Annotated in this window: 11 protein-coding genes; 8 read left to right on the top strand and 3 right to left on the bottom strand. The window is 47.2% G+C overall.

What is annotated here, in order from left to right; genetic code table 11:
• The first annotated feature begins 9 nt into the window (after positions 1-9).
• Complete coding sequence (locus ACKKE8_RS30640; RefSeq protein ID WP_409179229.1) at positions 10-831, top strand: sugar phosphate isomerase/epimerase family protein; 822 nt, start codon at positions 10-12, stop codon at positions 829-831.
• A 1-nt stretch (position 832) separates the two neighbouring features.
• Positions 833-1,399 carry a glycerol-3-phosphate responsive antiterminator gene (locus ACKKE8_RS30635; protein WP_409176308.1) on the top strand — a complete coding sequence of 189 codons (567 nt, stop codon included), beginning with the start codon at positions 833-835 and terminating at the stop codon, positions 1,397-1,399.
• A 122-nt stretch (positions 1,400-1,521) separates the two neighbouring features.
• Here the strand turns inward: ACKKE8_RS30635 and ACKKE8_RS30630 are convergent, their stop codons facing one another.
• Entirely contained in the window at positions 1,522-2,382 is an 861-nt protein-coding gene (locus ACKKE8_RS30630; RefSeq protein ID WP_409176307.1) for an S-layer homology domain-containing protein, read from the bottom strand.
• A 230-nt stretch (positions 2,383-2,612) separates the two neighbouring features.
• On the opposite strand from ACKKE8_RS30630, the gene ACKKE8_RS30625 reads away from it, so the two are divergent.
• The 5 genes from ACKKE8_RS30625 (at position 2,613) to ACKKE8_RS30605 (ending at position 7,118) form a co-directional block, all read left to right on the top strand.
• Positions 2,613-3,710, top strand: coding sequence for a nitric oxide synthase oxygenase (locus tag ACKKE8_RS30625; protein ID WP_409176306.1), 1,098 nt, complete (start codon positions 2,613-2,615; stop codon positions 3,708-3,710).
• Between the two features lie 102 nt (positions 3,711-3,812).
• On the top strand, positions 3,813-4,400 hold the full coding sequence (locus tag ACKKE8_RS30620) for an RNA polymerase sigma factor (RefSeq protein ID WP_409176305.1): 588 nt from the start codon (positions 3,813-3,815) through the stop codon (positions 4,398-4,400).
• Positions 4,369-5,310, top strand: coding sequence for a hypothetical protein (locus ACKKE8_RS30615; protein WP_409176304.1), 942 nt, complete (start codon positions 4,369-4,371; stop codon positions 5,308-5,310). The genes ACKKE8_RS30620 and ACKKE8_RS30615 overlap by 32 nt, the downstream gene beginning before the upstream one ends.
• 228 nt (positions 5,311-5,538) lie before the next feature.
• Complete coding sequence (locus ACKKE8_RS30610) at positions 5,539-5,943, top strand: hypothetical protein (RefSeq protein ID WP_409176303.1); 405 nt, start codon at positions 5,539-5,541, stop codon at positions 5,941-5,943.
• A 209-nt stretch (positions 5,944-6,152) separates the two neighbouring features.
• A complete protein-coding gene (locus ACKKE8_RS30605) occupies positions 6,153-7,118 on the top strand; it encodes an iron-hydroxamate ABC transporter substrate-binding protein (protein WP_409179228.1) in 966 nt (321 codons plus the stop codon).
• Between the two features lie 70 nt (positions 7,119-7,188).
• Here ACKKE8_RS30605 and ACKKE8_RS30600 read toward each other — a convergent pair whose 3' ends face one another.
• Positions 7,189-8,811 (bottom strand): family 10 glycosylhydrolase, encoded by a 1,623-nt coding sequence (locus ACKKE8_RS30600; protein ID WP_409176302.1) that lies wholly within the window; start codon positions 8,809-8,811, stop codon positions 7,189-7,191.
• 240 nt (positions 8,812-9,051) lie between these two features.
• Here ACKKE8_RS30600 and ACKKE8_RS30595 point away from each other — a divergent pair, with 240 nt between their 5' ends.
• A complete protein-coding gene (locus ACKKE8_RS30595; RefSeq protein ID WP_409176301.1) occupies positions 9,052-10,002 on the top strand; it encodes a lipase/acyltransferase domain-containing protein in 951 nt (316 codons plus the stop codon).
• Between the two features lie 54 nt (positions 10,003-10,056).
• Here ACKKE8_RS30595 and ACKKE8_RS30590 read toward each other — a convergent pair whose 3' ends face one another.
• Positions 10,057-14,991 (bottom strand): collagen binding domain-containing protein, encoded by a 4,935-nt coding sequence (locus ACKKE8_RS30590; RefSeq protein ID WP_409176300.1) that lies wholly within the window; start codon positions 14,989-14,991, stop codon positions 10,057-10,059.

Below are 14,991 nucleotides of genomic sequence, written 5' to 3'. Positions count from 1 at the left end.
TCATGAATGATGAGAGACAAAAGCTCGTTTGCCGTATCCACCTATGCGTTATTTGATCTGTCCTTGCGTGATGCTATTGTTCAGCTTTTGCAAAAAGACTGGAAGGGCATCGAGATTATGTGTGAAGAGAATCATTCCGACCTCTTGGACTGGTCCTGGGAGCAGTTGAAAGAGTTCAAGCGGCTGGGAGACGAGAGAGGGATTACCTGGTCGATTCATGCGCCGATCAGCGGCTGCAATCTGGCGGCGGACTCAGGACCAACCCGGGAGCAAACAATGGACACGATGAAGCGCTGCCTGGAGATTGCCAGTTTTCTCGACTGCACCCATGTTGTGATGCATGCGGGGGAAGTAGAAGACCGACTCGCGGAAACAGAGCGTGCCAGAGGTGTGGAAAATGTGAGTCAGGCACTTCACGTGTTGACCTCCGAGCTGTCCGCAGAGGGCAGAACCATACTGACGGTCGAGAATGTTCCCCCTTATCCAAAAGTGCTGGGGTGGAACGTTGAGGATCTCGTGCGTATATGCCGTCATGTAAACTCCTCTCGCGTGGGGAGCGTGTACGACGTAGGTCATGCCCATTTGATTCGTCCCGGTTATGCAATCGATGCATTGCAGGAGGTGCTTCCTCATTTGTCCGCTCTTCATCTGAGTGATAACTTTGGCAAGCTCGACGATCATTTGGCGATTGGCGACGGAACGATCCCGTTTACTCCTATCCTGTCACTTTTGAAAGACAACGGATTCGCGGGTCATTGGGTTGTAGAGACAAAGCAGCTTGGTTGCGCTGAGGTAAGTGTGGAACGGCTACTGCGGGCAGGAGGCGAATAACATGGACATGCAAACGATTTTGAAAACGAATCCGGTCATTGCAGCAACCGAGCAGGATCGCTTGGGAGAGGCGATGGCGTCCCGAGCTTGCGCGATCCTTTTGATGTACGGAAAGCTGACCAAGCTGATGGAGGAAGCCGAGACCATCCGTCAGTCGAGCAAGCCGATTTTTTTGCACACAGATCTCATGAATGGCTTATCCAATGACAAAGAGGCTTTTCGTTTCTTAACCACCTATATCCAACCAACGGGTATTGTCACTACTAAAGGACCAATGATTCGAGCGGCTAAAAAGGAAGGGATGCTGACGATCCAGCGAGTCTTTTTGATCGATTCAACCTCTCTCACGACGACCATCAAAAACGTCTTGGAAAACCAGCCGGATGCGATTGAAATCATGCCGGGGATAGCGCCGTCTATTATTTCGTATATTAAGGAGCATTTGTCGCAGCCGATTATTTTGGGCGGGTTGATTTGGAATATGGAACAGGTCAACGAAGCGTTGAAGGGTGGAGCAGATGCTGTTTCCTTGAGTAAGGCAGAGATGTGGAATCATATGATTGTTTAGGAAAAAGGGCAGGTGTGAAAGCACCTGTCTTTTTTCGTCTACATAAAAACACCTCCATGCCGGTTGAGGAAGTGGAGGGAGGACTGAGGAGGTGTTTTTATGGGAGTAACAAGTTTGTTCTTCTATTTGCTCGAGTATAGGTCTACATAGCCTGATTCCTTCATGCTCTTATACATTCTGTACAAAATCGTTACTGCTTCTGCGCGGGTTAGCATTTCGTTAGGCTCAAACTCTCCATTCCATGCAGTCATGACCCCTTTTTGTTGCAAGAGGGCGATTTTGTATGCTGTTTCTCCGCTGTAGATGTCATAGAAGCGGTGTTCGTCTCCTTTTTTCAAGACAAGAAGGGGAAAGAGTGTGTTAGTCTGGTTTTTCCCATCTTCATAGGAGCGACCATCTGAGAGAAAATCATCTATGGATGATAAATCCCTATCGGAGGTAATAATGACTGGAATATCTCGCAAGGTAGAAGTGATCTCAAAGATAGAGGTGTCGTCTGTTTCGTCAAGCGCTTCAAGCCATAAAACAGGGAGGACGTTAACTGTACCGATGCGATTCAATTTGGAGTCTGGATAGAAGGTGTAACCGTCCGGTGAAGGAAAAACTACATTCCGCCAATTCCTCGTCACGATTGAACTAATCTCCTGATAGGCCCAGTGGTTTTTTGGTACATCAGCAAAGTGCGTAATATGATAATAATCCGAAACGTAAAAGTAACCATTCGGATCGAAAGGTCTGTAGCGATCAAACAGGCGATAGATCATCACCGTCATTTCAGCTTTGTCCACCCATCTTCCGGGCTGAAAGCTTCCATCGGGATAGCCGCTGACGACCCCATTGTCTACCATGAAGGAAATAGCGTCCATTGCCCAGCCATATTGCTTGGGATCGACATCTTTAAATGCTGGTGCTGCCAGTGCTACAGGTTGTTGAAAGGTCGTTAGTCCTAAAATAAGTGCCAGTAAGAGAATGAAGCGTTTCATGTCCTTACCTTCCTTTCTTGGCATTCTCTGGGTGATCTTTATTTATTCATCGGCGAAAATACCTTGACGCTACAGTTAGGTTGAATGCTTCCGTGTTTCTTACAGATATGTGTCCATATGCCTACATGATTGGTAATCAAGCACGAGTAATTTTATAATGTAGGTAACAAAATTCTACGATGAAGAAAGTAACAGCGAAGAGACACCCTTCAGCGTGAAAAGAGGGTAATATGGAACCAATTCAACTAATGGAAGCGGCAGAGCAATTTATCCGGACATGCTATCGCGAACTGGACAAGGCAGCGGAAGAAACCGAGCAACGGCTGCAAGAAGTACGACAGCTGATTCATCAGCAGGGATACTATGAGCATACGGCCGAGGAGCTTCGTCACGGAGCAAAAATGGCATGGCGCAACAGCAATCGATGTATTGGGCGATTCTTTTGGGAATCGTTGATTGTGATAGATGAGCGGCATGTCGAAACAGAAGAAGAGATGGCGCAGGCCATGCTCCGACACATCGACTTTGCCACCAATGGCGGGAAAATTCGCCCGACCATCACCGTTTTTGCACCTGCTGTAGCAGGCAGAGCCCCCATGCGCATCTGGAATGACCAACTAATTCGCTACGCGGGATACGAGGCAGAGTACGGCGTACTGGGTGACCCGATTTCGCTTTCGTTGACGAAGCTATGTGAGAGCTTGGGATGGCAAGGGAAAGGCACAAACTACGACGTTTTGCCGCTTGTCGTGCAGATTGGAGATCGGACGCCGCAGTTTTTTGAGATTCCTCAGGCGCTGGTCTTGGAGGTGCCGATCGTGCATCCCGATTTGCCGGGCTTTGCTGATATGGAATTGCAATGGTATGGGGTTCCTATTGTTTCGAATATGCGTATGGAGATTGGCGGTATCGACTATTTGGCCGCGCCTTTTAACGGCTGGTACATGGGAACGGAGATAGGTGCACGCAATTTCGCTGACGAAGAACGATATAACCTGCTGCCAAAGGTCGCAGAGGTCATGGGGCTCGATACGAGCAGGGAAGCGACACTGTGGCGAGACAAAGCGCTCATCGAGCTGAACGTAGCCGTCCTGCATTCCTTCAAGGAAAAAGGAGTATCGATTGTCGATCACCATACGGCGAGCCAGCAATTCAAGCGATTTGAGGAAAGAGAAGAGAAATGTGGTCGAGCCGTTACTGGTGACTGGACGTGGCTGGTTCCGCCGATCTCCGGAACAGCTACACACATTTTCCACAGTCTTTACGACAACACTATTTATACGCCGAATTTCTTTTACCAAGACAAGCCGGAGCTCAGCAAAAAATAAGGCTTTCAAATGTCGCGAATTTGCTTCGCGGCATTTTTTTTTGCACGTGATGTCACATACAGGGTGATATGGTGCGTTATACCAGTTGGAAGGAGGGAGAGAGTGGACACGAAACAGATAGAAGAGCTCGTGGATGAGATCATTCAGGGAGCGGATGACCGCTACGCTGCCATCATGAAAAGCTACCAAACCCCCATATTTCACTACTGCTATCACATCTTGGGGAATCGATGCGAAGCGGAAGATGCCACCCAGGAGGTCTTCTTCAAGGCTTATCGCAACTTGAAAAAATACAGTCCAACCATGCCTTTTGCAGCTTGGCTTTATAAAATAGCCTATCACCATTGCATTGATCTCATCAGAAAAAGGAAATGGACAAAAATGCTGCCATTTTTGATGCAGGACAAAGAATCTCAATCAGACATCGAGCGGCATATTGAAAATGTTTATTTCAGTGAAGATGTATTTCTGGCCATGCAGACACTCTCGGTAGAGGAAAGAACGCTTCTCTTGCTGCGAGGCGTGGAAGAAAAGACGTACGAGGAAATTTCCTTGATCATGAACAAAATCGCTGCGAGTCTGCGCAAAAAATTCGAGCGTACGGCATCGAAGTTCCGATCCGCTTATTCTCCTTTAGGGAAGGGAGGGTCAGCTCACGATGAGTCCAAACAAATCGCACGAGAATATTAAGGACCTGTTCAACGACCCGCGCATCCCGCAGGAGATTGACATTAGTCATCAAGTGATGACAAAAATCAAAAGAGACAAGGAGAGATTTTTTGTGAAATACAAGGTAAGCATATTAGTCGCTATTGGTTTGATCGCCAGCCTGACAACGGGCTATGCCGCCGTGCAGTACTATCAATTGAAGAATGAGAAGGGCGAGGTACTGTATCAGGAGAAGGATGTCTCGGAATATCAAGGGAAATCAAAAATTGTGAAAGAGCTCGATTCCGAAACGGATGCTCTATACAATAAACGTTGGGAAATCGAGGATTCCTTGGAACCAGGGACCGCAGCAGCACTGTATATCGTTGCGAACAATCCGAAAAAACTTGTCTTCACGGTAACAACGCCGTTCTCCTATACCACTCTGGTTGACGTTCAAAAGAAAGTGGGAGAAGGAATCGTTGTACCGGAGACCATACCAGGAGGCTTTACCTTCTTGGATGCTCAAGTTGCGAATAACATCAAGAACGAGTATGACAAAGAGGCTTTGTATAAACAGGCCGAAAAGGAAAAGAAAGAATTCGTCATGCAGCCCCTGGAATGGACGCATGAGCTGGATTATTTGTATACGACATACAAGGATTCAGAGGGAAGCTATTTAAATTTTAACATCACCAATTACGAAGACGTTGAGGGCAGCACAACGTATGTAGTTGACCTGGATAAACAGAAAAAAGAGGTAATAAAAGTAGGCAAAACGGAAGTGCTGTATACAGAAGAAGCTAGAGAAGACCGGGTTAGCAAAAGAATTGTCTGGGTAACAGAGGCTTCCGGCAAGAAATTGCAGTACGAAGTATCGACAGACGGAGACAAATTGAACAAGGATACTATCAGCCAGTTCGTCAATGCTGTTGTCCCGAAAAACAAATAGCTCTTTCTTCAGAAATAGACCCCCCGAACTCAGCTGCTGATTCGGGGGTTTTGCCTGAGCAAGTAGATTCCTCAATCAGGTGAGTATAATCGGAGAACCGAGGATGCGAGATTTAAGGAAAATTTTAGTTTTACCCCACAATTTTATTTAAGATTTCTTCTTACCCTAGATTTAGCAAGTAAGAGATTTGCTTGCACATAAAAAAGGAAATGAAAAGGAGCGAGACAAATGAAAAAGAAATGGATGACAGCTGCATCAGCTTTGTTACTTACTGGGGTGATTGGTACTGTGATACCGTATGCAACCACAACAGTAGATGCAAAAGGAACGGTAGCGGAAAAAAGTAACCTAGACCTAACGATTTCATTCGTTTTTTCTAAGGACGGCCAGTCAGTAACCATTAAAGACAGTCAACTAGGTGAGCACAAGGCCACGGTTAAAGATCTCTCTAAGAAGTTAGGTATAACGGCAGAAGATCTTAATCTATCTTCACATATCATTGAAATGAGACCAAATACGACAGGCAGTAAGATTATTGTTAAAGAAACTTCCTTTAAAGGTGAAGTGAAAGAGTATGAGAGCAGCGATAATGATGTCCTCATGCTGTTCGGTCTTCACAAAGTAACGAAATAAGCCAATAAGGTAACTGCGGCATGTAAATGCCATGATGCCGAAAAAATAAAGCTATCAATGTCGCGAACATGCTTCGCGGCATTTTTTTGTGACCGATTGTAAATTGTATCTCGGAGAATGAAAAGATAGGCAGAGCAAGCTCTTTATGCTAAAATTCACGAGAATGATTATCAATTTCAAACTTTGCTGAAGGAGAGGTGCTTTTGAGAATGAGAAAATCAGGCTTATTTAAGATCATAGTCGTAGCCCTTATTATGGTCATGATCAGCATGTTATCAGCCTGCGGACAGACACCAGCCAATCCAACTTCTCAACCTGCGCAGGAAAGTTCAGGTAACGAGAGTAACAATGAATATATCACCTACGAGGCGTTTAATGGCACAGTGAGAATTCCGAAGGACCCAAAAAGGGCTGTGATACTTGCGGACAGCTATGTTGGACATTTTCTGACACTGGGGATCAAGCCTATCGGTATCACAGACCATGCTATGGAAAACCCGTATTTTAAAGGGAAGCTGGATGGTATCGAAAGCGTGGGCGACGGAACATCGGTAGAAAAAGTACTGTCGATGAATCCTGATTTACTTATCGTGTTTGAAGGGGACAAGAATATCGAGGAGTTCACCAAAATAGCTCCAACGGTTGTGATTCAATACGGTAAGAAGCCAATCCGCGAAGAACTGCGGGAGTTTGGCAAAATGACAGGAAGAGAAGACAAGGCGAATGAGTGGATTGCCGAATGGGACAAGAACATTGCTGAGGCAAAACCCAAGGTGCAAGCAGCAGTAGGAGATAAAACCGTTTCGATTTTGCAGCCATACGCCAAGGGGATCTATGCGTTTGGGCACAACTTCGGAAGGGGTGGAGACATCCTTTACGGCGAATTCCAGCTGAAGGCTCCCAATGCCGTACAAAAAGAAGCCATTGATAGCAATACCGGCTGGGCGGAGGTTTCGCTTGAAACACTGCCGGACTTTGCGGGAGACTACATTTTTACCAGTGCATGGTCCGGAGATGATGCCAATCCAGAGAGTGTATACAGTACAAACGTTTGGAATGGCTTGTCCGCAGTAAAAAATAACAAGGTTTTTCAGATCGATCAGAAAGGTTCCTATTTTAATGACCCGATCTCCTTGGAAGCGCAACTCAAGTTCATCGTAGAAAAATTAACGTAGAAGAAAAACCCCCGAAACAAATGTAGCAAGTATGCTTTGCTACTATGATTCGGGGGTTATTGTTATTTATCTAGCGGTTGTAATAACTGCTAAGAGCTGGGAGCAGACCTAATGGGTTTTTTCGCAAGTCCTTGGCACTAAAGAAAATGCTGCCCTGAACCTGAGGAACCATCGCGTTGTAATTCAACTGGTTGATAATCTCCTGGGCACTCTGCCAGCCAGCCTCAGCCGTTCCCAGCTTGTATGGCGAATGACCGATGTAGAGCTTGACGTTTGTCCCTTGTACTTCGTTTGCCCACCAAGTAACGAGCTTGTCGTATTGGGCAGGGGCGAAGGAAAAGCTCCAATAAATTTGCGGAGTCACATAATCAACCCACCCTTGTTGAATCCATGTGCGCACATCGGCAAACATGTGGTCATAAGCAGTAACGCCAGCTTTTGTATCGGAGCCAGTCGGATCGACATTGCTGTTGCGCCATACACCGAATGGACTGATCCCGAACTGAACGTGAGGCTTGACGCTCTTGATGGACTGATTCAATTGTTGAACAAACTGATTGATATTATCGCGGCGCCAGTCTGCTTTGGACATGATTTTTTTGCTGTTGTAAGCCTTGAATGCTGCATCGTCTGCAAAGGCGACATTGGAAGGGTAGAAATAATCATCCAGATGAACACCATCGATTTCATAGCGCTGCACGACTTCCATTACTTCATTGATAATTTGCTGACGTGCTGCCGGAATACCCGGATTGATGTACAGCTTTTTGTTGGCATTCACAATCCAGTCAGGATGTTGCTTGATCACGTGATTCGCTGGCAATTGGTCTGTTTTTGCATCCGTAGTGGCACGGAACGGGTTGAACCAAGCATGGAATTGCATCCCGCGTCTATGCGTTTCTTCTACCATGAAGGCAAGCGGGTCGTAGCCAGGATCTTTCCCTGGAGTTCCCGTCAAAAATCTCGACCATGGAGTGAGTGTAGAAGGATACAGAGCATCTCCAGATGGACGCACTTGCACGAAAGCAGCGTTCATTCCCATGGCTTGCAGCTCATCTAGCAGCTGTATGTATTCTTGTTGCTGTTTCGCTGGGTTTGCGTAAGAGCCGGAAGATGGCCAGTCCAAGTTGTAAACCGTAGAGATCCATACCCCGCGCAAATCTCCGTTTGTCACGACAGGTGTGCCTGGTTCCATTCCGCCATTTTCACTCAGTACATCCTGTGGTGGCGGAGTCATGGTAGCGACGTTGCCACCTTGCAGGCGAATCGTTTTGGTTTTGTCTTCCCAGTTTACCGTTAGGCCCAATTGCTCGGAGACAAAACGCAGAGGAACCATGATTCTTCCTTGCTTGTTCTGAACAGAAGCATCGAGTGGGACGCTGTTGTTGTTCACGAGAGCGTTCTTCTGATTAACCGTCATGGACAACAAGGTATCTTGCTTGCTGATCGTTGCGGTTTGAGACTTTGGCTCCCAATTTACTTCGGCTCCCAGATTTTCGCCGATCACTCGCATGGGGACCATCGTTACGTTTGCTTTTGGAATAATGTACGGAGCGACGTCACTTTTGATTTGTTGCCCGTCCAAATAGATGCTGATGCCAGAGGATGTCTGCGCGGCCTGCACGGATATCCCCATCGTTGGAATACATAGTACGAACATTAGCAAAAGCATAAACCACTTGCGTACCTTCATTTTTGCCAATCCTCCGACAAGTTTAGATTTGCTGTAAAACTTTATCCAATACTTAGACGCTTTATTATATCGCTTTGTTACGCTCCAGTGGGAAGATAATTGTAACGATTCGCTCCATTTTGGCAAAAAATGACAGACTCATCGAAACAAGGGAACCACCCAAGCTGCTCTGGCATAGGCAGAAGCATATGTTGTTTTCCTTCTGGTCATGGAACACAAGAGAGGGAAAGGAGTGCAAGCATGGGTTCTTTTCTTGCGCAAAAGGCACCGATTGTTTTTGTTCCGGGGCTGTTTGGGTCGATGAGTGATCAAATAATTCCGGGTACTGGTGACTGGGGCTTCGGGTTTGCCCGAACGGCTTACGAGCCATTTATCCGTTTGCTTGGAAAAATGGGTTACTCCCTCAATGAACAATTGTTTGTAGCTTTTTATGATTGGCGAAGGCAGATCGATATTTCAGCCGAACGCTTTTTGCTGCCTGTCATCGAGCGAGCGAAGCAAACGACAGGTTACCCTTATGTCAATCTCATTTGCCATAGCATGGGGGGCCTTGTTGCCAGAGCCTATGTCCAAAGCGAATATTATCAAAACGACGTGGATCAGCTGCTCATTTTTGCGACTCCCAACGCAGGATCGCCTGTCGCCTACAGCTATTGGGCAGGAGGGAAGCTGCCGCGCTCTGTTTCTGCCAAAAGAAATGTCGTGGAGCTATACATGAATGTATATCTGGCCTATTTGGAGCAAAGCATCCCTTTTCATCGTATACAAGCTATTCACAGACACTTTCCCAGTCTCCTTGATCTTACCCCGTCAGCAGCATATGGCGATTATTTGCTGGAGAAAAAACAAGGGGTAGAAGCCTTCGTACCTTATGAACAGATGGTCGTCAAAAATCAATACATGGACTACTTGAACGCAACGATGGGGATTATCGGAGCCCGGAATATTCGCGTCACGCTGGTAGCTGGCATCGGACACGAAACGATTCATTACCTGCGAACAGTTCCTTCACTGTCTCCCGATAAATGGGTCGATGGAAGAGTAGTGGGCTCGATCAATAGTGACGCTGGGGATGGGAGTGTCCTGGCAAACAGTGTATTCGCGCTGGAGGGTGAGCGTTATTACGTAGAGGCGACACATCTGGAGATTTTGTATAAAAGTGAACCGCTTCTCCGGCAATTGCTAGAGTAGGGGAAAAAAGAGGACCAAGCCGGGAAAATCCCTGGACTTGGTCCTTTAGATGAGCTACGCTTTCTTGTTTCTGCGATACATGATCGAAATACCGATCAAGATCGAAACGATACCTGCAACGATTGGGATTTGGTTAGCCTGCTCTCCAGTCTGAGGCAATACTTTGCCTGTAGATGGAGATTCGTTGCTGGTTTCCAAGACGTTGGAGTTATTGGCAGCTCCCGAATCGTTCGGTTTGCTCGTATTTCCTGTTTGATTCAACTCTCCTGAAGTGTTGGGGGTCGTAGTGTTGTTGTTTGCATCAGGAGTGCCCGGTTGATCTGGGTTGCCCGGTTGATCTGGGTTGCCCGGTTGGTCTGGGTTACTAGGTTGGTCTGGGCTACCAGGTTGGTCTGGGGTGTCAGGTTGGTCTGGGTTGCCAGGTTGATCCGGTTTGCCAGGTTTATCTGGTTTATCTGGTTTGTCTGGTTTGTCTGGTTTATCTGGTTTGTCTGGTTTATCCGGTTTGTCTGGTTTCTCTGGCTTTTCCGGCTTAGGCTCAGGTTTAGGTTCGGGCTTTGGTTCGGGCTTTGGTTCAGGCTTCGGCTCTGGTTTTGGTTCAGGTTTTGGTTCAGGTTTTGGCTCAGGATTTCCGCCTCCACCACCACCGCCGCCTCCACCGGAGGTCACGTCATTTTCGACAGTCACCAACACGTGGTCGCCAGCTACTTGGTTTCTTTTAATCTCGAACTCGATTGGCTTACTGCTTTTTACATAACCAGCAGGTGCCTTCGTCTCGATAAACTCATACTTGCCTGGATTCAGGCCTTCGACAATCAGCTCTCCGTTGCCATCCGTAGTCAGCTTTGTAAGCTCCTGACCGTTCATATCTTTGGCTACCTGACCATTTTCATCGCGGAGCGTAAATTCAGCTCCTTTGAGCTTATGATTTGGGTAACCCGTTCTTACTTTGGTCAGTTTCACAGATCCTGGGATCAATCTGTTGGTCAACGTGAGAGAGGCCGTGCCTTCGTCTGTCACTTCGAATTTCAGTGGTTCAGCGAGCTCATAATCAGCAAGAGCTTTTGTTTCCACGAGCTGGTAGAATCCTGCTTTCAGGTTCTCGAGGAGAAGGATACCGTCCTTATCCGTTGTGAGTCCACTTTGCAGTACTTTCCCGTCAGCATCTTGAAGCTCAAAGGTTACGCCAGGAAGTGGCTCTTTGGTGTAGTGGTCCACTTTCAGCAATTGAACGGACCCGATATTTTTGGCGTTCTTTTTCGTAAGGGTCACAATTTCTGTCTGGTTGGAGGCGATTTTGAATGAAATGGGAGTCGCATCCAGCTTGTATCCCTTCGGAGCTTTCGTTTCGACTAACTGATAGTTTCCTTCTGCGAGATCGCCTTTGGAGACTTTTCCGTCAGAACCGGTTGTCAGCTCAGCGATTGTTTCGAATGCTCCGCCCTTTTCAACCTGTAGATGGAAGATAGCGCCTTCCAGTGTTTTTCCAGCATTCTCCGCGTCAACTTTGGTTAACTCAAATCCTTGACGGAGCAGCTTGTTGTCGATGGTCATTTCGATTGTAACTGGAACAGCAGGGTCAGCACCTGCAGGAGCTTTTAACGTAATGTCTTTTCCGTTTCTGTACTCGTCTGCGATGACGTAGCCAACAGGAGCGGATAGTTCTTTTAACTTGTACGCTTTAAATTTGTAGCCTTTGAAGGTGGCAATGCCATTTTCATCGGTCACGACTGTTTCCAGCAAGGTTTTCCCTGCCTTGTCGTACAGACCAAAAGTGGCGCCTGCCAATGCCTTTTTCGTATCTGCGTCTGTTTTGACGATTTTCAAGTCGCCTTTACCAGGTGTGCCGGCTCCGCCACCAGCACCGGACAAGCTAACTTTGACACCTTCTTGTCCGTCTTTCCCTTTACCTACAACTGTTTTCCCTGCAAAAGAGGCTTCGTTTTTAATGATCTCTCCATTATCGGCATTGATAAAGGAACGGTATTCCAGGATGTAGGCAGTGTGCAGATCGTTTTTGAAAGTCAGTTTAAAGGTGTTGCCGACTACTTCTAATGTGTAGTCCTCGGAGGCCATTTCTTTTCCGATAGCCAAAGCACCGGATTCAGAGACGATTGTCGTAAAGAGTTTGAAGGAGTCTTTCATCAGAATTTGATTGCTGGACAGGGTATCGGTCAATACAGCACCTGCCGAAATATGAGACTGGCTCGGATTGATTTTTACTGTCCATGTTGCATACTCTGAGTCTGCTCCTGTACCTTGTACGCCTGTTTTGAGGACGTACTGCCCACCGTATGTCGGTCTGACGGTCGTCTTGCCTCTATAGAGTGGAGTGCCTGTTATGTCACTATCGTGCATAGTGGCATTGTTTTCGTACACTTCTCCGACAGGCAGATTAGCCAAAATGGTTTTATACGTGATGCGATAGGCCGAGTCGATCTGGCCAAGATGCAGCTCAAAACCGTTGTCCAGCTCGTCAAATTTGGTGGCGACAACTGGACCCTCGACCACTTTTACACCATCTGCTCCACCTGTGAGCAGCAACTTATGGATGGTTAACGATTCTTTCACAAAAGTTTGTTCTCCGGTATAAAAATCCCGGATGATCGCGTTGTTAATCTTGTGAAGGTTATAGTTCACATCGACAGTCCACGTGATTTCTTTTGTGCGGGCGTCGTATGTACCCGTTTTGTTGCCATTATTGCTGGTGTAGTTGTCTGGTTTAACAGTAGCGGACTTTGTGATAGGGTCTTGTGCTTTCCCGTTTTCCTTCCAGTTCAGTTCAGCCTTGTTTTTGTACACGGATGGACGGTCCTTGGAAGTAGGATCGAACTTCGTCAGGTACGTAATGACTAGACCTTTTGTGACTGGTTTGTGGAAGGTGATCTTCAATCCTTCTTCGTACGTTGGATTCGGAGAGAGGCTGTAGTCTTTGTCAGGACCTTCTTCCAAATCCTTTGTCCAATCGTTGATTTTTACTTTGTCAGGAAGAAGAGTCAGCCCTTGATTCGCATAACTGTCGGTAATGACGACTTCATCCATCACCTGATTGTCTTCGTTTAAACTAAGCGTCCATTCGATCGTTTTATCCAGGTAGTTCACTTTTTCTTTTTTTGCGTTTTTCCAGAAGATTGCTTGATTGATCTCTCTGGATGCATCTTTTTTGGTTCCATCATAGATCTCTACTTCATTTTTCACGAGGTAGCTGTCTTGGTGGACCCGATTTTTGGCTTTGGTTTGGTAGGTGATTTCGTAAGCAGCCGACAGGTCATGGTTAAACTCCAAGCGGAAGCCGGTAGCCGATGGGGTTACGTTGTACTCTGTGATGGCAGCCCCGTCTTTTGTTCCGTTTCCGTTGTCACCGATGGTCATTTTATGAACGGTAAAGGAACCATTTACGAGTTCTTGATGACTCGTATCGAAGCGATCCTCGAGCCACGCATCGCTTTGCTTGATCAGTTTTTCATTGTAGTTGTACTGAATAGCCCAGGTGATCGTTTGTGTGTTGTAATCGTAGTTAATCGCCTTTTTGTTCAAAGGCTGGCTGAATCGGACAGAGACATTCGCGGAGTTGATTAAATCCTTTGGAAGGTTCGTTCCTGTGACAGTGGCTTTATTCGTGTAGGTTGTATCTGTCGTACCAGTGACGTTTGTCTTGTACGCGACGCGATAAGCACCGTCGATGTCGCCAAAGTTAATTTTGAATCCATTTCCTTCTGTCAATTTCTCAGGAGTGAAGGTGGTTACTTCAGCCTTTGGATTAACAGAGCCATTCAATTGAACTTCTAATGGGAAGACCTTAATCGAGCTCATGTCGATATCCAGGCCGCTTGGAAGCTCATCCGTAAAAACAGCGCCTTTAATCGGATTTTCACTCAGATTAAAATCGACGGTCCAGTCGAGATGACTAGGATTCATACCCTTGTTTGCTTTTCCGTTCTTTTCGATTTCATTGTTGTTTTTGCCTTTGAAATGGATAGAGATTGGAGCGATGCCATCGAATTTGAAATCGATCTCCTGTCTCGTACCGCCCTCAAACTTTTTCTCATCGAATTCCCGCCACACATAGAACGTTCCGTCATTGATCTCTGCGCCGTCATTGATGGCATCACTGAAAGTGAAGGTGACGGTGCCGTCTGTTTTCACTTCATAGGTGCCGTAGCCTCCGTTCAGATCTCCGGTCAAATCGCGATCGGTCCGAAACTTGTCTGGGAGAGGGAAGGTAAAGGTGGCACCTTCTGAGTAAGGATGTCCGGCAGGGATTTGCCAGGTGAAATCAACTTGAACACGCGAGCCCTGATCGGGGCGGATGTCTTCAATGTTGTTTCCGTCCTTGTCCTTCATAACTACGCTGGTGATGATGCTGTCTTTGATGATGTTGGCGTCAGGGTCTGGAACGGGTACCGGTACCTCTGGTAGAGGAACTGGTGGTTCAACAGGTGGAGTAGTAGGAGTTCCTGTGTCCGGCGGAGTAGTAGGAGTTCCTGTGTCCGGCGGAGTAGTAGGAGTTCCTGTGTCCGGCGGAGTAGTAGGAGTTCCTGTGTCCGGCGGAGTAGTAGGAGTTCCTGTGTCCGGCGGAGTAGTAGGAGTTCCTGTGTCCGGCGGAGTAGTAGGAGTTCCTGTGTCCGGCGGAGTAGTAGGAGTTCCTGTGTCCGGCGGAGTAGTAGGAGTTCCTGTGTCCGGCGGAGTAGTAGGAGTTCCCGTATCCGGCGGAGTAGTAGGAGTTCCTGTGTCCGGCGGGGTGGTAGGAGTTCCCGTGTCCGGCGGAGTGGTAGGAGTTCCCGTATCCGGCGGAGTAGTAGGAGTTCCTGTGTCCGGCGGAGTGGTAGGAGTTCCCGTGTCCGGTGGATCAGTAGGAGTTCCTGTGCCTGGCTCCCCGCCAACGACAATCTCACCTTGTGTTTGGGCATACGAGGTTGTCGTGAAACCGAAAAAGTTTTGGATGATGAGCAAAAGTGCCACCACAACGATCCAAGATTTCCTTTGCAT

Source organism: Brevibacillus fortis, from assembly GCF_046196545.1.
Taxonomy (GTDB): domain Bacteria; phylum Bacillota; class Bacilli; order Brevibacillales; family Brevibacillaceae; genus Brevibacillus; species Brevibacillus fortis_A.
The sequence above is the reverse complement of the archived record's forward strand: the minus strand, read 5'-3'. Positions and strand labels throughout refer to the sequence as shown.